Origin of the sequence: Algoriphagus pacificus, assembly GCF_017254845.1 — a bacterium.
Classification (GTDB): Bacteria; Bacteroidota; Bacteroidia; order Cytophagales; family Cyclobacteriaceae; genus Algoriphagus; species Algoriphagus pacificus.
The window spans coordinates 89,780-108,775 of sequence record NZ_JAFKCU010000008.1 but is presented as its reverse complement, the minus strand read 5'-3'; the positions used below and the strand labels follow the sequence as shown (position 1 = coordinate 108,775).

At 40.2% G+C, this 18,996-nt stretch carries 16 protein-coding genes; 10 read left to right on the top strand and 6 right to left on the bottom strand.

Annotated features, from left to right (window positions below):
• Positions 1–611: 611 nt before the first annotated feature.
• Complete coding sequence (locus J0A69_RS21370; RefSeq protein ID WP_206588668.1) at positions 612–1,358, top strand: DUF1835 domain-containing protein; 747 nt, start codon at positions 612–614, stop codon at positions 1,356–1,358.
• Positions 1,359–1,373: 15 nt separating this feature from the next.
• Here J0A69_RS21370 and J0A69_RS21365 read toward each other — a convergent pair whose 3' ends face one another.
• Both J0A69_RS21365 and J0A69_RS21360 read right to left on the bottom strand, forming a co-directional pair.
• The gene (locus J0A69_RS21365) at positions 1,374–1,964 is read right to left on the bottom strand and encodes a hypothetical protein (RefSeq protein WP_206588667.1); all 591 of its coding nucleotides are present in this window, start codon (positions 1,962–1,964) and stop codon (positions 1,374–1,376) included.
• The gene (locus J0A69_RS21360) at positions 1,955–2,461 is read right to left on the bottom strand and encodes a sigma-70 family RNA polymerase sigma factor (RefSeq protein WP_206588666.1); all 507 of its coding nucleotides are present in this window, start codon (positions 2,459–2,461) and stop codon (positions 1,955–1,957) included. The genes J0A69_RS21365 and J0A69_RS21360 overlap by 10 nt, the downstream gene beginning before the upstream one ends.
• A gap of 157 nt (positions 2,462–2,618) precedes the next feature.
• Here J0A69_RS21360 and J0A69_RS21355 point away from each other — a divergent pair, with 157 nt between their 5' ends.
• The 3 genes from J0A69_RS21355 to priA are packed head-to-tail and all read left to right on the top strand — an operon-like array spanning position 2,619 to position 8,170.
• Positions 2,619–3,599, top strand: coding sequence for a GSCFA domain-containing protein (locus tag J0A69_RS21355; RefSeq protein WP_206588665.1), 981 nt, complete (start codon positions 2,619–2,621; stop codon positions 3,597–3,599).
• Between the two features lie 7 nt (positions 3,600–3,606).
• Positions 3,607–5,643 (top strand): thioredoxin domain-containing protein, encoded by a 2,037-nt coding sequence (locus J0A69_RS21350; protein WP_206588664.1) that lies wholly within the window; start codon positions 3,607–3,609, stop codon positions 5,641–5,643.
• A 4-nt stretch (positions 5,644–5,647) separates the two neighbouring features.
• Entirely contained in the window at positions 5,648–8,170 is a 2,523-nt protein-coding gene (gene priA / locus J0A69_RS21345; protein ID WP_206588738.1) for a replication restart helicase PriA, read from the top strand.
• Between the two features lie 2 nt (positions 8,171–8,172).
• On the opposite strand, the gene J0A69_RS21340 is transcribed toward priA, so the two are convergent.
• Positions 8,173–9,054 (bottom strand): alpha/beta hydrolase, encoded by an 882-nt coding sequence (locus tag J0A69_RS21340; protein ID WP_206588663.1) that lies wholly within the window; start codon positions 9,052–9,054, stop codon positions 8,173–8,175.
• Between the two features lie 147 nt (positions 9,055–9,201).
• Here J0A69_RS21340 and J0A69_RS21335 point away from each other — a divergent pair, with 147 nt between their 5' ends.
• The 4 genes from J0A69_RS21335 to J0A69_RS21320 all read left to right on the top strand — a co-directional run bounded on the left by J0A69_RS21335 (position 9,202) and on the right by J0A69_RS21320 (position 12,880).
• Complete coding sequence (locus tag J0A69_RS21335) at positions 9,202–10,317, top strand: efflux RND transporter periplasmic adaptor subunit (protein ID WP_206588662.1); 1,116 nt, start codon at positions 9,202–9,204, stop codon at positions 10,315–10,317.
• Positions 10,314–11,570, top strand: coding sequence for an ABC transporter permease (locus J0A69_RS21330; RefSeq protein WP_206588661.1), 1,257 nt, complete (start codon positions 10,314–10,316; stop codon positions 11,568–11,570). The genes J0A69_RS21335 and J0A69_RS21330 overlap by 4 nt, the downstream gene beginning before the upstream one ends.
• The gene (locus J0A69_RS21325; RefSeq protein ID WP_206588660.1) at positions 11,567–12,256 is read left to right on the top strand and encodes an ABC transporter ATP-binding protein; all 690 of its coding nucleotides are present in this window, start codon (positions 11,567–11,569) and stop codon (positions 12,254–12,256) included. Before J0A69_RS21330 ends, J0A69_RS21325 begins: the two co-directional genes overlap by 4 nt.
• Before the next feature lie 324 nt (positions 12,257–12,580).
• The gene (locus J0A69_RS21320; protein WP_206588659.1) at positions 12,581–12,880 is read left to right on the top strand and encodes a GIY-YIG nuclease family protein; all 300 of its coding nucleotides are present in this window, start codon (positions 12,581–12,583) and stop codon (positions 12,878–12,880) included.
• Positions 12,881–13,717: 837 nt separating this feature from the next.
• On the opposite strand, the gene J0A69_RS21315 is transcribed toward J0A69_RS21320, so the two are convergent.
• Positions 13,718–14,791, bottom strand: coding sequence for an agmatine deiminase family protein (locus J0A69_RS21315; RefSeq protein ID WP_206588658.1), 1,074 nt, complete (start codon positions 14,789–14,791; stop codon positions 13,718–13,720).
• 4 nt (positions 14,792–14,795) lie between these two features.
• Positions 14,796–15,671, bottom strand: coding sequence for a carbon-nitrogen hydrolase (locus J0A69_RS21310; RefSeq protein ID WP_317194894.1), 876 nt, complete (start codon positions 15,669–15,671; stop codon positions 14,796–14,798).
• Positions 15,672–15,986: 315 nt separating this feature from the next.
• On the opposite strand from J0A69_RS21310, the gene J0A69_RS21305 reads away from it, so the two are divergent.
• A complete protein-coding gene (locus J0A69_RS21305) occupies positions 15,987–16,472 on the top strand; it encodes a hypothetical protein (RefSeq protein ID WP_206588657.1) in 486 nt (161 codons plus the stop codon).
• A gap of 279 nt (positions 16,473–16,751) precedes the next feature.
• Complete coding sequence (locus J0A69_RS21300) at positions 16,752–17,222, top strand: hypothetical protein (RefSeq protein WP_206588656.1); 471 nt, start codon at positions 16,752–16,754, stop codon at positions 17,220–17,222.
• A gap of 372 nt (positions 17,223–17,594) precedes the next feature.
• Here J0A69_RS21300 and J0A69_RS21295 read toward each other — a convergent pair whose 3' ends face one another.
• Positions 17,595–18,971, bottom strand: a complete 1,377-nt coding sequence (locus J0A69_RS21295; protein ID WP_206588655.1) for a LamG domain-containing protein — start codon at positions 18,969–18,971, stop codon at positions 17,595–17,597.
• Positions 18,972–18,996: the final 25 nt, after the last annotated feature.

Sequence of the window (18,996 nt, the reverse complement as noted above, 5' to 3'; positions counted from 1 at the left end):
AGTTTATAAAAACGGTAAAAAAACCATTTGAAAGTAATAATGAGCTGTTTTAATACAATTCTCAAAACTGTCTGTTTTTGAGACAGTTATGCCAATATCGAACAAAATTGGATTCTATATTGCATTAAAAATGTAATACTTTTTTAGTATAACTATTAAAATAATATAAAATTTAAAAAGATAATAATTATCATCTCTATATAATAACAATTGTCTATACATATAAGTCTTTTATTAACCTATATTTATATTTTAAAATATTTAATACTATAATTATTTTATATTTTAGTATAAAAGATAACTTTTTATTAAAAACACAGAATTAAAAACAAATTCAAAAGACCAGTTTGAGGAAAGCTTTTTCCAAGGAATTTTAAGGCAAGGAAAGCTGGTCTAGCTTGGGATTTTCTGAAAGAAAACATGGCTGAGGTGTTTAAATCCTGCTTGGATTTTCCGAGATTAAAGGAGTTTTAACAAAACTTAAGGAACACCGCTTTTCCAAAAGCTGTTTAAATTTCAATGAACACTCTGATTTGAGTAAATGGTACTGAAAAATGATCAGAGTGCCTTTTAGAAATGAATTTTAGAATTGTACCAAAAATCAACCTAGCATGTTACATATTTTAAATGGCGACGCCTTAGCTTCTTCCTTTCCTTCAGATATCCATGGCGAGAAAGCAATCGCAAGAGAATGTTTAGTAGACGGTCCTGTGGAAGCTCATTCTTTAGAAGAATTATGGGTTATCAGAAATCAGTTTTTAACTCCTGATACAAGTAATGATTCCGAGGAGAATTATTTCCGAAAAACTGTTCCCGAATTTGAGAAAATACTGACTGTATCTCCTGAAACCAAAGTTTATTGCTGGTTCGAACTTGATTTGTTTTGCCAAGTAAACTTGTGGTTTGTGATGCATCTATTGGAAAAGCATAAAGGTGAGACCTACCTTGTCTTACCTGAAAAGGCAGACCTACGATTGGGTTTTGCAGAACAGAATGAAAGACAGATGGAAGAACATTTCCGGGATGCAAAACTTTTGACTAGAAACCAATGCGAGATTTTAGCCAATCTTTGGAAGATGTTTCAACAACATCATATCGATGAAGCAATGACTCTTTCGAAGCAGGTTTCCATCGAACTCCCATTTTTGCTACCAGCGGTCCAGGCTTGGAAAGACAGTATTCCTCATGGGGATTATCCAGGCAAACCAAAGGCTACAATTATTCAGATTATGAATGAACTGAACACGGATGATTTTGGAAAGATTTTCAGAGAGTTTCGAAATCGTGTTCCAATCTATGGATTCGGAGATGACCAAGTCAAAAGACTTTATGACGAAATAAAAAAAGAAGCTGTGTGACAGCTTCTTTTTTTGTTACAATTCCGAAAGCAACTGTTCGGAGGATGCGATGACCTTTTTGTATTTGCCTAGTGCCCATTTACTGAAAAAGAACATCGACAAAACTCCGGCTGGCAAATAAATCGCCCAAAAAAGCGGCTTGGATATGAGGTCTGTGTTTCCTTGAATTTCCGAAATAGGGGGCAAAATAGTTACCAATATTAATCCTCCAAAAATCATCCCGTAGCGTTGTACATTCAAAAACCTGATTTTGCTTTTTGCAAATTTTTCAAGCATCTGAGCAGGTGCATCTTCCTCTATTTTCACATTTCGCATGCCTTTTAAGGCAGACAAACTGGCAAGAGGAAGCAATGTCAAAATCAGGATCGTGATCATAGCAAAGACCTGATTGTACCATAAGTCCAACTCTGGGAATTTTGAAAGTAAATACATGGCATATATATAACATACTACGGACCCGATCATTTCCGGTAAGCGGATGCCGTCAAGCTTTTTCTTGAATTTTTGTTTCGTGATTTCCATTAATAGTTCTTTTTGAATTTTATCCTGCTTTTCAATCTTCTGACTCAAATCAGCCCAAAGGGTTTGCATTTCTTCTAGTTCCATACTTTTGTTGGTTTAGGACTGGCCTCAGACTTTAATTTTTGTTTGATGCGGGACATTCTCGTTCCCACATTACTCGTTGTGATCCCCGTAATCTGCGCGATCTCTTCATAGTTTTTGCCCTCGAGAAACAAAAACATAATCCCACGATCAAGCAGATTCAATTTTCGGATCTGAGCATAAAGCCATTGGATCTTCTCATCTTTTTCACTGTCCAAAGGTTCCGAATAGTTAAACAGTGTCTGATCCATGGAAACCATCAAAGGCTTCTTTTTTGACTTATTCAGATGGGTAATAGCCGTATTCATCCCTACCCGATATATCCAGGTAGAAGGTTTGGAAGCTTTTTTAAACTGATCAAAAGACTTCCAAGTCTGATAGACTATTTCCTGATATAGATCATCCTGTTCATCTTTTTCTTTGGAATAAATCAAAGTGATCTTATAGATCAAGCCCTGATTTTCCTGGATTAAATGAATGAATTCCTCCTCTTTGCTCATTTACTTGGTTTTCTCTATTAGTCTCTCCTTTTCCAAAAAAATCACAGTTACCCTGAAAAAATTTTCAAATTTCTTTCAAATGGCCCTCAAAATAGGGAATCACTCATCTTCTTGGAAGCATCTTACCTTCTAAGATACCAATTGCTTATTTTCGAGGATGCAATGGACCACAAGTTTCGAAATACCCTCTTTTCCAAATCTCGTTACACACGAAGATAAGATCTTAAGTATGGGGTCTTGCTTTGCGGAAAGCATGGGCAAGCGGATGCTAGATTCTAAGTTTGACATCCTAATCAATCCTTTTGGGACAATTTTCAATCCAATTTCACTCCAAAAACTTCTCAAAATGGCCTTGGAATCATCTGCATTTCCAGGGGATCTATATCTAGAAAGAGAGGATTTGCATTTCCATTATTTAGCACATTCGCAAGTGATGGGCTTTTCTCTGGAGGAACTCAGAGGAAAACTAGCCGGGGAATTAAGTCTGACAAAAGATTATCTGGAAAACGGGAATTTGCTGATTCTCACTTTAGGAACAGCATGGATTTACGAACTAGCAGAATCCGGTGAGCAAGTGGCTAATTGTCATAAACAACCTGGAAACCTATTTAAAAAGCGTCTACTTTCCTTGACAGAAATGTCAGATACTTTGGCTTCAACTTTTTCGGAATTGTTTGAATTCAATCCTCAGCTCAACATAATTTTAACCCTTAGTCCTGTTCGACATACGAAAGACGGAATTCCCGAAAATCAATTAAGCAAAAGTATCCTTCGTGTGCTTTGTGCTGACTTATCCAGCCAATTCGATAAGGTCTCCTACTTTCCTTCCTATGAAATCATGGTTGATGAGTTGAGAGATTATCGGTTTTACAAGCCAGATTTGATCCATCCTACAACTCAGGCTGAAGATTACATCTGGAAAAAATGGAAAAAGTCTGTTCTTTCGGAAGAAACTTATAAGCTAGCCGAGCAAATTGAAAAAATCAAAACCGAGCTTTCACATCGACCATTCAATCCCAAAAGTGAATCGCATCAGAAGTTTCTCAGAAACTTGAAGGAAAAGCTGGAACGATTAAACACGCAATTTGATTTTTCAAGTGAACTGGAAAAAGTAAACGCTGAACTTTCCGATTTTTAAGAAAACCATGAGTCAAAATCCTAATAGACTAATCGATAGCCAAAGTCCCTATTTACTTCAACATGCCCACAATCCTGTGGATTGGCACCCTTGGGGACCGGAAGCACTAAAAAGGGCTGAGGCAGAAAATAAACCCATGATAGTTTCCATAGGGTATTCTGCCTGTCATTGGTGTCATGTGATGGAGCGAGAAAGTTTTGAAGATCAGGTTACCGCAGATCTGATGAATGAAAATTTCATCTGCATCAAGATTGACCGGGAAGAAAGACCAGACATCGACAATATCTACATGGATGCAGTCCAAGCCATGGGACTTCAGGGAGGTTGGCCTTTGAATGTGTTTTTGATGCCAAATCAAAAGCCTTTTTACGGAGGCACTTATTTTCCCAACAACCAATGGAAAAACTTGCTTACCAACATTGCAGATGCTTTTGCAAAGCATGAAGATCAGTTAGCTGAAAGTGCAGAAAGCTTTGGAAACAGCATCGCCAGAAATGAAACTGATAAGTATGGAATCAAATCGGGTGAAATAGAACTTGACCCGGATGACTTGGCCGAAGCCATTTCAAAATTAAGTAGCCAAATCGACTCCGAATGGGGAGGAATGAATCGCATCCCAAAATTTCCAATGCCCACTATTTGGGACTTTGTGTTGGATTATGCCCTGCTGAGCAAGAGCCAAAATCTTACTGAAAAGGTCTCATTTACTCTTCGAAAAATCGGAATGGGAGGAATTTATGATCAGCTTCGAGGTGGTTTTTCACGCTATTCAGTAGATGGAGAATGGTTTGCTCCTCACTTTGAAAAAATGCTCTACGACAACGGGCAACTTTTGGAGCTTTATGCAAAAGCTTATCAGGTTACCCAAGATGAATTTTACTTAGAAAAAGTCACTGAAACCATAGCCTGGCTACGATCAGAAATGCTTCAGGAAGAAGGTGGATTTCATGCAGCCCAGGATGCGGACAGTGAAGGTGTAGAAGGCAAGTTTTACACTTGGACCTACGAGGAATTGGAGCAATTAATTCCTGAGGACATCTCTTGGTTTTCGGAGCTCTATTCTATCAAATCCAATGGCAACTGGGAAGATGGCGTCAATATCCTTTTCCAAACCAAAAGCTATTCGGAGGTTGCCAAAGCTTATCAATTAACCGAAGAGGTATTTATTTCCAAACTAAACAAAGTCAAGCAACAGCTACTATCTATCAGAAATCAACGGATTGCTCCTGGAAAAGACGATAAGATCTTGAGTGGTTGGAATGCTCTGATGATCGCAGGATTGGTACAGGCCTACTTCGCAACGGAAGATAAAACGATTCTTGATCTTGCCGTTTCAAACAGAAAATTCATAGAATCTAGAATGATGGAATCCAGAAAGTTATTCCGATCCTATAAAAACGGAAAAGCTTATACCCCGGCATTTTTGGAAGATTATGCTTCTTTGATTAAAGCAGATTTAATGCTTTTTGAGGCAACTGCCGAAGCTTCTTACTTAAATTCAGCAAAGGATTTGACAGAAATCTGCCTTCATGAATTTTACGATGAATCAGATGGCTTTTTCTTTTTCAACAATCCAACCTCTGAAAAACTCATCGCCAATAAAAAGGAGCTTTTTGACAATGTCATTCCTGCCTCCAATTCCATCATGGCTAGAAATCTGCACAAACTTTCCTTATTTACCTATGATGAAAAATATGAAGAGGTAGCCAAAAAGATGCTTGGAGGCATGAAGGATCTGATTTTGAGAGATCCTGGATTTCTCTGTAATTGGGCTAATCTGTACTTGGAGAGTCTGGTTCCAACCGCTGAAATTGCTATTGTAGGAAAGGGAGCAAATGAACTTGCGAGAAAATTCAAGGCTAGCTATTTACCCAATTTGGTATTGGCTTATTCGGAAGAATTGACAGAAACTGCCCCGATACTTCAGGGAAAAACTCCCGATTCCAAGGGAAATGCCTTAATTTATGTTTGCTTTGATCATGCTTGCCAGAAACCGGTAAGTACTTTTGAAGAAGCTATTTCTCAACTCCCCTATCTCGCCTGATTCCTTGGAAAGTTTGTTTGGAAATCAAGATTTATTCCCTGAAGAAGGGAGCAACTCATTTGCAGATATAATCCTGCCGGTGCCAATACCGCGCATGTTTACTTATCGCATTCCTCACAGTCTTGAAAACCAAGTTCAAATCGGAGCCAGAGTCATCGTCCAATTTGGAAAAAAGAAGGTTCTGACGGGAATTATCGGCAAAGTTCACAACAAGCCTCCCCAAGCATACGATGCCAAACCAATTTTGGACATTTTGGATGATCAGCCTACGGTCAATCCTTTGCAGATTCGATTTTGGGTTTGGATGGCAGAATATTACTGCTGCCATATCGGAGAGGTCATGCTGGCAGCTTTGCCTTCCGGTCTTCGTCTCAGTAGTGAGAGCAAAGTCCAATTAAATCCGAATTTCGACCCAGAAGAAAGCCAATATCCCTTGGACGAGAGGGAGGAAAAAATCCTGGAGGCACTAGAGAATTCTCCGGAGCTTAGTTATGATGACTGCGAAAAGATCCTAGGCGTAAAAACCATTCACCCTATCCTGAAAAGTTTGGTGATCAAGGAAGCAATCTTAATTTTTGAACGGATCCAGGATAAATACACTCCGAAAGTAGAAACCAGAATCCGACTCAAACCTGAAATCGCACAGGATAAAAAAGCTTTGGAGGCTGTTTTTGAAGAGCTTTCAGGCAAAGTAAAACAGGAATCGATTCTTCTGAAATTTTTACGTGATCTTCCTGTTTTCAACAATCCGGCTTTGAATGAAAAGGGGCTGGATAAAGCTAAACTTTTGGAAGAAGGAGACTCCGAAAGTTCCTTAAAAACCCTGATTAAAAACGGAATTTTCGAGTCTTTCAAGCAAGTGATCAACCGCATTGATGAAACAGAAATCACAGCGGGAGAATTGATTCTTTCCGAAAAGCAAGAGGCTGCTGTTTCTGAAATCAAAACTCATTTTGAAAGCAAACAAACGGTTCTCCTTCATGGAATCACGGGAAGTGGAAAAACCGAAATCTACATCCAACTGATCAAAGAAGTTTTAGAATCCGGTTCTCAGGTCTTGATGCTACTTCCTGAAATTGCTTTGACAACACAAATTGTGGCGAGACTCAAACAGGTTTTCGGTGGTCAAATGGGGGTTTATCATTCCAAATACTCAGACAATGAACGCGTAGAAGTTTGGAACGGAGTGATTTCGGGAAGATTTCCTTTCGTAGTAGGAGTTCGATCTTCCATTTTTTTGCCTTTTGATAGTCTAGGAATGATCATCGTGGATGAGGAGCATGAATCCAGCTACAAGCAATTTGATCCGGCGCCAAGATTTCAGGCCAGAGATGCAGCGATAATGCTTTCTTACTTTCATCAGGCTAAAACACTCTTAGGTTCTGCTACGCCTTCCTTCGAATCGTATTTCAACGCCACTGAAGGTGAAAAGTATGGTTTGGTTGAGCTCCCAGAGCGCTATGGCAATTCCAATTTGCCTGAATTCCATTTGGCTGATTTGAGTGCAGACAAAAGAAAAAACCTCCTGAAAGTGGACACTACACGCATGATGCGAGAGAAAATCCAGGATGCCCTAAGTAAAAATGAGCAGGTATTGATCTTCCAAAACAGAAGAGGCTATTCTCCTTATATCCAATGCGAGGATTGCGGTTGGACAGGTCAATGCATCCAATGTGATGTGAGTTTGACTTACCATCAATTTGCTGAGGAAATGAGATGTCATTATTGTGGCTACAAAGAGAAAGTTCCTACCGCTTGTCCGGCCTGTGGCAGCACACAATTGGCAACTATGGGCATGGGAACCGAGCGAATTGAGGAATCCCTGAGTTTGCTTTTCCCTGAAGCTAGAATAGGCAGAATGGACTTGGACACTACCCGAAGCAAGTATGGTTATCAAAAACTTCTCGACGAATTTGGTGCTAGACACATCGATATATTGGTGGGAACGCAAATGATCACCAAGGGATTGGATTTTGGTAATGTCACGGTTGTGGGAGTTTGGGACGGAGATAGAATTTTGAATTTCCCTGATTTCCGCTCAGGCGAGAGAGCCTATCAGCAAATCACCCAAGTCGCTGGAAGAGCCGGTCGCAGGGAAGCAAAAGGAAACGTCATCATTCAGACTAGAAGGCCTGATGAAGCCATTTATGATCGAGTGATTAAAGGAGATTATTTTGAATTTTATCGGCAGGAAATGCATGAACGCAGAAAGTTTTACTATCCACCTTTTGTTAAGCTGATCAAAATAACTACACGCCATTCTGACTATAAAACAGCCGAGCGAGCTGCTTTGGAATTGCATCAACACATGGCAAAAATTGCTGTCAAAAAAATAGTCTTGGGACCTGAAAAAGCAATTATCGGGAGGATCAAAAACCTCTATCAATTCGAAAGTTTGATCAAATTGGATCGGACAGGTAGTACGCAATCAGATTTTAAAAATCATTTAGCGGTCATTCAAGAAACCATTACTGCCAAACCTGAATTTCGATCGGTTCGGTTTATTGTGGATGTAGATCCGAATTAGGATTAAAAGCTAGTCGCATTTTTGAATTCGCTGCTTTCATTTTCTATAAACTGCAACACATCTTCATAAGCTTTGCCTCCCGTCCACAGGAACTGGGTAATCATCGGAATGTGTTTTTTATGTTCATAAAACTTGTAGACTATTTTTGCATCCTCCTCTTCGGCTTTTTTCTTAAACCGCTTGATGCTTTCTTGAATGCTAGGATAGGTTCTTTCCCCTTCCAAAATCAGCATAGGTATTTCTTGATCCTCTAGGAAATAGATTGGTGAAAATTCTTTCCAAATGGCGGGATCTTCTGTAAATGTCTTCAGGTACTTTCTTCCTTCTTTTGGATAATCCGAGAGAAACCAATGCATGTCCAACCCTGCTGGATCTATCAAAATCGCCCCTTTGATTGGATTTGAATATCCAGATTCCTCAAAGTATTCGTCTTTGGTGGCTAGCAAAGAAGCCAAATGTCCTCCAGCCGAATGCCCTGAAACAAAAATCTGATTGGGATCGCCTCCGTATTGCTGGATATTTTTCTTGGTCCAAACAACAGCTTTTGCAGCCACTTCAACCATGGATTCGATTTGATATTCTGGAGAAAGTGGATAATCTACAATGACCGTGACCACTTCTTTTCGGGCCATTCTTGATCCCAAAAAATCATAAATCTCTTTTCTTCCACTTTCCCAGCTTCCTCCGTAAAAAAAGACCATCACAGGCAGATTTTCGGACTTTTTGGGCGAAAAGACATTCAACTGTTCCATTGGGATTTCTTCGGAACTATTCGCTTCAACAAAGGTGATATCTTTTGTTCTTCGGATAGGTTGAAAAGCACAAGAGCTTAAAAAACAGGCAAAAACAAGCATTATTAGAATGCGAGACGAGAAAAGATTCATACAAATTCAAAATTAGAATACATCAATAGGTTCAAGGTTTGGAGTAAATACGAAGTAAAATCCGTCTTTGCTTAAAATTACTGGACTAATCTAGTTATTGTCCTTAATTTGAAGGATTAATCTCATTCTTTAACACAAAGAATACCTATGGAAAAACTCAATTCTGAGTACCCTGTTCGATTTTCGATAGTTGGTTCTTTCATCCTCTGCATCATTTTTTTCAGTTGTGGCTCAGACTCACATGAAACCATCCAACCAGAAATCAGTGGAATAACCGAATCGGTCTATGCCTCTGGAAATATCAAAGCCGCGGACCAATATGATGCTTTCACAAATGCTAGCGGCCCAATCCAAGAGATTTTTGTCAAGGAAGGGGATACAGTTTCCATTGGTACACCCCTTTTGGCAGTTTTCAGTGAAAGAGAAAAACTGAGCCGGGAAAATGCAGAAATAGCCAAATCCTATGCTGATTTACAGGCAAATCAATCCAGACTTCGAGACCTTCAGCTTACGATTGATCTTGCTAAAAGCAAAATGCAGAATGATTCTTTGTTGTACGTTCGCCAGAAAAATCTCCGCGATCAAAACATTGGGACAGAAGTAGAATTTGAACAGAAAAAGCTGAACTGGGAAAATTCCAAAACTGCCTATGAGTCTGCTCTGATCAGATATAAGGATTTGAAAAGAGAAATAGAATTCAACTCAAGTAGCGCATCAAAAAATCTCGCGATCAGCAAAGTTCTGGAAAGTGATTATGTGCTAAAAAGCAAAATCAATGGCAAAGTCTACGCGCTGCTCAAAGAAAAAGGTGAAATGGTAACTCCACAGGTTGCTTTGGCTGTTTTAGGAAGCGTAGATGATTTTCTATTGGAGCTGCAAGTTGATGAATATGATATCTCAAAAGTAAAATTGGGGCAGGTGGTCATGGTATCCATGGATAGTTACAAAGGGGAGGCTTTTGAAGCGGTGGTGGAAAAAATCTATCCGATCATGGATACCCAGACCAAAAGTTTTAAAGTGGAAGCGAGATTTACCAAAGCTCCTCCCCAACTTTATCCCAACTTAAGCCTTGAGGCTAATATTATCACGGATGTCCGTACCAAAGCTTTGATCATTCCACGTTCGTACCTCATCGCTGATTCTCTGGTCATCAATGAAAATGAAGACACGATACCAGTGAAAGTTGGCATCAAAAACTACCAATTCGCTGAGATTTTGGAAGGAATAGATAATCAAACTAAGCTCCTCAAACCTTCCCTATGAATTGGAAACTACTCATAGAGATTTCACAGGCTTTGATGACAGCCCGACTCAAGCAAACCTTGATTGCCGCCATCGGTGTGACCTTTAGCATCACCATGTTTGTGACATTACTGGGATTTATGAATGGCTTAAATGAAATGCTGGATGGATTGGTCCTAAACAGAACTCCACACATCCGCTTTTACAATGAAATCAAGCCAAATCCTGATCAGCCAATTGATCTGAGTGATGATTTCTCCAATTCCATCAACATCATCCGCTCCATTCGACCTAGTACCAGCAGACTTTCGATTTACAACAGTGAATCCATTATGAAGACGCTGGAGGAGGACAAAAGAGTTATTGGACTCAGTCCGAAAATTGCTGCGCAGGTTTTTTTCAATGTTGGCACCATCGACATCACGGGAGTGGTCAATGGAATAGACGTGGACAAAGAAGCTTCACTTTTTGCTTTTCAGGACTATGTTACCACAGGCAATTTCGAGGAACTAAAGCAAACCAATAGCATCATTTTAGGCAAAGGTGCAGCTGACCGTATGTTGGCAGATATCGGAGATGTGATTCAGGCTACTTCTGCTCAAGGGAATAAAATACAGTTGAAAGTGGTGGGCTATTATCAATCTGGACTCGGAGATTATGATAATGCAAATAGTTTTGCTTCGATAGAAACAGTACAAAAAATGCTGGGAGAACCCGCTTCCTACATCACAGACATTCAGGTGAAATTGACTGATCTGGACCTCGCTCCTGCTATGGCCAAGGAATACGCAGGGATTTTTGGAATTGATGCGGATGACATTCAAACAGTAAATGCCCAGTTTGAGACGGGTACTTACATCCGAACTTTAATCAGTTATGCTGTGGGAATTACGCTTTTGGTAGTTTCAGGCTTCGGGATTTACAATATCCTGAACATGATGATTTATGAGAAATTAGACACCATTGCGATTCTCAAAGCCATCGGTTTTAACTCCAGTGATGTCAAAAGAATTTTTATCACCATTGCCTTAGCCATCGGAGTGATCGGTGGAAGTATCGGTTTACTGCTGGGATATTTTGCCTGCCTTGGAATCGAGCGGATTCCTTTTGAGACGGAGGCGCTTCCCACAATCAAGACTTTCCCGGTGGATTTTAATGTGAAATACTATTTAATCGGCGGGGTTTTTAGCGTGATCACAACCTATTTCGCAGGGTATTTTCCTGCCAGAAAAGCGAGTTCCGTGGATCCTGTAGATATAATCAGAGGAAAATGAAGCAGGGAAATGAAACTGTTTTGGAAGCCCGAAACATTGATAAGTTTTTTTATAATCCGAAAGAGACGCAAGTACTTAAGGAAATTACTTTTCAAATCCCTAGAGGAGAATTTGTTTCCGTTGTAGGAAAATCCGGGTGCGGAAAATCCACTTTGTTGTACATTTTATCTACCATGGATACGGCATTCACTGGTGAGTTGTGGATGGATAAAGAGTTGATTTCCGGCAAACCTGCCAACTACCTAGCCAAACTCCGAAATGAAAAAATCGGCTTTGTTTTCCAATTCCACTACCTGCTCAATGAATTCTCTGTACTGGAAAATATCATGATTCCTGGTTTAAAACTGGGTAAGTATTCTAGAGAAGAGCTGGAGCATCGAGCCATTGAGAAGTTGAAGATTTTTGAAATGGAGGATCATGCCCTGAAAAAAGCCTACCAACTCTCAGGTGGGCAAAAGCAACGTGTGGCAATTGCTAGGGCCTTAATTAATGACCCCTTGTTAATTATGGGGGATGAGCCGACAGGAAATCTGGACAAGAAAAATTCAGATATCGTTTACAACAAGTTCAAAGAGCTGGCTCAGGAATTTGGTCAAACCATGTTGATTGTGACCCACGATCCCGAGTTCGCCGCCGGAACAGATCGGATAATCGAGATGGAGGATGGAAGGATTGTTGGTCAGTAGGCAGTTGCAGTAGGCAGGAACGTTTTAGAACCGTCATTGCGAGGAGGCCAAAAGCCGACGTGGCAATCTCGCATTTAGGACTTCATTGCGAGGAGGAATGACAAAGCAATCTCGATAAATTTATCTGGATTGAGACGCTTCGCTCGCAATGACGAAAACAAACCGATTTGGACCGTCATTGCGAGGAGGTACGACGAAGCAATCTCATGTTTTAGGACGTCATTGCGAGGAGGCCAAAAGCCGACGTGGCAATCTCGTTATAAAGATGGAGTGACTTCGTTTTACCAAAATCATTTAAAATTTAAATTTTTCTAAATTCAAATAATGCAAAAAGGTGGGGCTGTTTATATTATGTCAAATGCTAGGAATACTGTCTTATACACAGGAGTTACAAATGACCTGATTAGAAGAGTCCAAGAACATAAAAACAGACTCAACCCAAACTCATTTACATTTCAATACAATTTAAATAAACTGGTCTATTACGAGTCTTTCAATTCAATTGAAGAGGCAATAGATCGTGAAAAACAAATCAAAGGAAGAAGCCGCAAAAAGAAGGAAGAACTCATCAATTCCATTAATCCAGAATGGAAAGATTTGTGGGATGAAATAAAAGAGTGGTAGGTATTGATGAAAATAATCCAATATTATTACGTCATTGAGAGGGAGGAACGACCGAAGGAATCTCGAGTTATTTTAACTAGACTGCCAAGTTCCGCAAGCTCCACTCGCAGTGACGGCAATATTTTAATCCCGCTCCTAAAAAAATAAATTTTGAAACGTATTTGCGAGGAGGAACGAAGAAGCAATCTCAAGTTTTAGTACCTCATAGCGAAGAGGAATGACAAAGCAATCTCGATAAATTTATCTGGATTGCCACGCTGCGCTTGCAATGACGAAAACAAACCGATTTGGACCGTCATAGCGAGGAGGTAGGACGAAGCAATCTCGTATTTTAGTACTCACTTGCGAGGAGGCCAAAAGCAGAAGTGGTAATCTTCAGCTATTTAACGAGACTGCCACGCTCCGCAAGCTTCGCTCGCAGTGACGGTGCTTTTACAAGGAATAAAATAGTGAAATCGCTATTTAGACGTCATTGCGAGGAGGCCAAAAGCCGACGTGGCAATCACGAACTATTTATCTGGATTGCCACGCTACGCTCGCAATGACGAAAACAAACCGATTCGGACCGTCATTGCGAGGAGGTACGACGAAGCAATCTCGTATTTTAATACTCACTTGCGAATAGGCCAAAAGCAGAAGTGGTAATCTTCAGCTATTTAACGAGACTGCCTCGCTCCGCAAGCTTCGCTCGCAGTGACGGTGCTTTTACAAGGAATAAAATAGTGAAATCGCTATTTAGACGTCATTGCGAGGAGGCCAAAAGCCGACGTGGCAATCTCGAACTTTTAATCTGGATTGCCACGCTGCGCTCGCAATGACGGTACTAAACCATAAGTACTAAACAGCCGGTTCCTGCTGACTCAGGCAATGGAAACTACCCAAGCCCCAGATGATATCCAGTGAATCCACTCCTACAACCTTGCGGTCAGGGAAGCAATCTGTCAAAATATCCAATGCTTTTTGGTCATTTTTATCACGGAAGGTCGGTACAACCACAGCTTCATTGGCGATGTAGAAATTCGCATAGGAAGCAGGTAATCGCTGGTCTTCGTAATATTTTGCTTCTGGCATTGGCAACTCCACAATATTCAACTGTTTGCCGTCTTCCAAACGCATTTGCTTCAGTTCCTGTAGGTTTTCTTCGAGTAAGAAGTGGTTTTCATCCAACTTATTCTCTTCTACCACAGTCACTACCGTATCGGCATTCACAAAGCGGGTGATGTCATCAATATGCCCATCAGTATCATCTCCCACGATTCCATCTCCTACCCAGAGAATATGATTTACTCCGTAATAATCACAGAGGTATTTCTCAATCTGAGACTGGATCAGATGTGGGTTTCTGTTTTCATTTAAGAGACAAGCGCGGGATGTCAAAAGTGTTCCTTTGCCATTGAACTCTACCGAACCGCCTTCCATGACGATCCCAGGCGTAAAGCAAGGAATCCCCAAATGCTCAGCAATGCGGTAAGGAATCTGGTTATCCAGATCATGTGGTGGATATTTATTCCCCCAGGCATTGTAATTCCATTTCACCAAAGCTTTCTTCTCTTCCGCAATCGGATTGATCAGAAAAGCTGGTCCATGATCCCGGCACCAGGCATCGTTGGTAGGGAAGAAATGGAATCGGATCTTACTGAGATCTGCTCCGGCTTTTTCCAGTTGTGCCAAAGCAAAAGCTTTCATGGCTTCATCCGCCACGTTGATATTCACGATTTCCCCTTTGGCGACGATCTTGATAAATTCGCAGTAGGCAGGATAAATCGTATGGATTTTGCCAGGCCAGGATTCCTCCTTATGTGGCCAGCTCAACCAAGTGGATGTATGGGGTGCGAATTCGGCAGGGAAATAGTATCCCAGTTCCGCGGGAGTCACAGCTCCTGTTTTCGCAAGTTCAAAAATATCTGACATGGTCCTATTCTTCGTCGAGGAATCGTTTGGTAATCGGCTGATATGAATCAATTCTACGGTCTCTCAAGAAAGGCCAGTGTGTTCTGTATCGGTCGGAACCCTCAAAATCAAGTTCCTCCACGTGGATTTGCTCCTCTTCGTGGCTGGCTTTGAAGATCACTCTTCCAAAAGGATTGGAAACGAAAGATCCTCCCCAGAATTTCATATCTCCTTCGATCCCGCAACGGTTCACTGAAACTACCGGAATGCCATTGGCAACAGCATGGGATCGTTGAATCGTCTGCCAAGCACCGTATTGTTCTTCATTAGTCAGGCCATCCTGATCTTTGTGCCAACCGATCGCAGTTGGATACACCAAGAAATCCGCTCCTTTCAAAGCCGTAATTCTCGCTGCTTCCGGATACCACTGATCCCAGCAGATCAATACTCCGATATTCCCAAACTTGGTATTGAATACTTTATAACCAAGATCTCCAGGCGTAAAGTAAAACTTCTCAAAATAGCCCGGATCATCCGGAATATGCATTTTTCGGTACTTGCCAAGGTAAGAACCGTCTGCATCTAAGACTGCCGTGGTATTGTGGTACAAGCCTTCTGCTCTTTTCTCAAAAAGAGATGCAACGATAACCACTCCAAGTTCTTTTGCTAAGGCTCCAAAGGTATCCGTAGAGGGACCTGGGATGGCTTCGGCCAACTTGAAGTTTTCATAATCTTCTACATCACAAAAATAAAGGGAACGGAACAGCTCCTGAAGGACCACCACTTGCGCGCCTTGAGCTGCCGCTTTTCGAACTCCCGCGATGGTTTTTTCGAGATTTGCTGCCACATCAGCAGAACAGCTCAATTGGACCAAGCCCACTTTTACAGTTTTATTTGCCACTATTGATCGGTTTTAAGGATTAAGGTTACAAAGATACTTTTGCCTGCCGCCAATCCCAAATCCAGCTTTTGAAATCAGATAAGGTAATTGGCGAAGGATCAGAATAACGGGGATCGGAGAAAAATGATTCATTCTTCCAAAGTCATTTCCTTCTAACCGTCATTGCGAGCGCAGCGTGGCAATCGTTTTAAACTGAACCCATTCTGAGTAAATTATAAAAACCCAGGTCTAATAAATTTGATAAAGGCTAAACTGTTATCATTCAACCTAAAAACCTTTTACTTTTAAAGTCCAAATAATAATACATCAAACCAAATGAATACCCGATTTCTATTCTTGTTTTTAAACTTTATAATTCCCTATTCCCTTTTTGCCCAAAGTACTCTTTACGGTGATTGGAACATTGTCTCCATAAATAATGGGGAACTCTATTATAATTTTGAAAACGATTCTTTATTGGTTTTCCCAGAATTTGGTGAAACTGACCTAGATTCTAGTCAACTAGTTCAAATTAAGGTTATGTCTAAATTCCTCTACAGCGAAAATAAATTTCAATTCGATCAAGAAGGAAATTATAAATGGCAATTTAGGCCAACTGAAGTAACCACTGGAAAATACCTAGTTTTTGAGGGTAAGAATATAATCACTTTTTTTCAAGAGGATCCTGATGAAGAAAATAGAATTGAATTCCCTTTTGAAATAATAAATAACCAATTGGAAGTCACTATTACTTTTTCAGAACCACAAGGGAAATTTGTTTATAGAAAAAGCCTAAACAATCTGGGAGTAGAAAACAAATAAGGAACTAGGCGTAGAACTTAATAGTCTCCAAAATAAATACCTTATAATAAACCGCTCATTCTGAACCTGTTCCTCTTGATGAATTTAAATTCACCAACCAGATACCCAGTTCAGGATTTGTAATCCAGAACCAATTTCATAGGATTTTTAATCCTAGTAAAAAGAGAAAATTATAAAGCTTCGAGATTGCAAATCTCGAAGAGCTGGATCTTTTATTTTTTTGATTTTATAATTCAAGAAATTATATCTTTCAAATTCCAATGACCATTATTTCCCCAAATGGAAAGCCATAAAACTTCTTATACTCTTTTCAAGTTTGCTCCTTTAGGAATCGGAATCATAATTTTGACAAGTGCGATTATTTCGTACTTCTATCCCCATCTGATAATAATGAATGGGGAGCCAATGGAAAAAGATTTATTTATTACTCTGATTTTTGCTTTGATCGGTATCTTTTTCTTAATCCTCTTTTTTGCCATTAAGGATAAATTTGTTTGGGTTAAAATGGGTGATCAAACCATCGAAATTAATTCCGGTTCAATCAAGGAAAAAGTAAATTGGTTGGATGTTGAATCCATTTCCCAAATCCAATTTGTTTCACCTCCACTTTACAGTATCAAGTTAAAGGGAAAAGAAACTACTCATTGGTTTAACACTTCCAATCATTTTATGCAGGCTGGAGGTTTTACAAAAGACATGAGCGACATGGGCTCCTTTATTAAGAAAAAGAAGAGAGAATTGGGGATTTAATTTTCTAATTATTAATGCCTTTTCAGGAAAGTGTTGAACACTTAACTTTTACTCCTGAAGACTCAACGGAGAGTGTTCATCACTATAATTTTACTTCTAAAGACTTAAAGTAGAGTGTTGATCACATTAATTATCGTCTCAAAGACTTTCAGGTATGTCTTAAACACATTAATTATAGTCTGAAAGACTTTCCGGAATGTGTTGAACACTTTAATTAATGTCTCAAAGACTCTCCGGAATATGTTGAACACATTAATTAATGTCTTTAGGACTTAACGGAGCGTGTTGAACACTGAAATAAGAAAGCCGGAACTTTTGTCCCGGCTTTCTGGCGTTAAGCAAATCTAAAGCCTTAGCAGACTCTGCATTTAATCACTTCTTCACAAACTTATAATCCTGCCCACCCTGTGTGAAAATCAAGAGGTTTTGCTCAGGTTTAAATTGAAATTTCAGGTTTTCCTTTTCCAGCTCAAATAGATGATTGCCTCGGTAAGCTATTTCCAGTGCATCTGTAGCTTGGTTTGAGGCTTTTGTATACAGCTTCCCTCCCACATTAGTAAAGGTCATCGTAATCGGAAATGCCTGAGTGATGTAGGTGCCAAGGTATTGGTTGATATTTTCGATGGACACGACAGGAGGCGGAGTGTATTTTTGAATGGAAATCAGGTTGTCCGTTTCTCTGAGGCGGGCCATCAGTCCCCAGCCATAAAAATCATTGGCCAGCGCAACAGTGATTACGTTTTTCCCTTCTTTCAGATGGAGAGGAACTGTTCCGTTTTCAATGGAAAGGCGACCTTGCGGATATTTTTGCATGTCCTGTAGATAGAGGTTTTTATCCACGTAAGTCATCTGATTATTCAGAAAAAGCCAGATTTCATCACTGAACCCCAATTGAAGATCAATAGTCTGAGCCACCTTGCTTTCCACTTCAGCTTTGAGCCAGATCACCCGACGTTCTTTACTCATGCCATGTTCACGGGTGATATTGAGAAGGCCCAGCCTTTCAGCAGAAATGGTTTTTGTAAAATCTCCTGCATCAGGAAAATCATCACGCGTTATTTCTTTGCCTATGGGAAGATTTTGAGGTGAAGACATGGACCATTCCCGAATGTAATTTGACTGGAATTTTGTCAGATCAGGTAAGGCTTCAGGGTGAAGACCCTCTGTCTCGTTGGGTTTGACAGAGAGATTTGCCACATACGAATTCCCCTCAAACGCAATGGTTCCATCGCTGATTCTACCTTCCAACTCGGGGATATCCAATACTTCCTTTCCGTTGCAGTATACTTTCATCCGCTTTCCTGCTATCACGAGTTTCAGATGGTTCCAATCCTTCAAATTCACGGGAGCAGGTGCTTGATAATGCGGATGCATATCCCACAGATTCACCCCATCCAGATAAGTAGTATATTGAATGGTCTCGTTGGAAAGCGGGTCATCAAAATCTTTTAGCCTTAGGTAAACAATCTCCTGCTCCAGATTATCTTTTCGGTGAAAATAAAGGCTGATCGCAAAACCCGGTGTTCCTGCTTCCTGGTCAAACTCAATTGTTCCGTCCTTGAAACTGAGATTCTTGATTTCTACCGGCCCCGAACCCGGCAAAAGCTTCATGCTTTCCTTTCCTTTGTAGGTTAGGAATTCGACGTTTTCAGGTTTGGGGATCTCAAAATTTTCTGCTTTCATTTCCACTTGCTGGGCAAAACAATTCATGGAAAAACAGAGGGCAAAAAGTGAAATAGCTTTCTTCATAGTAGTTGGTTTTTGAATAGTTAAG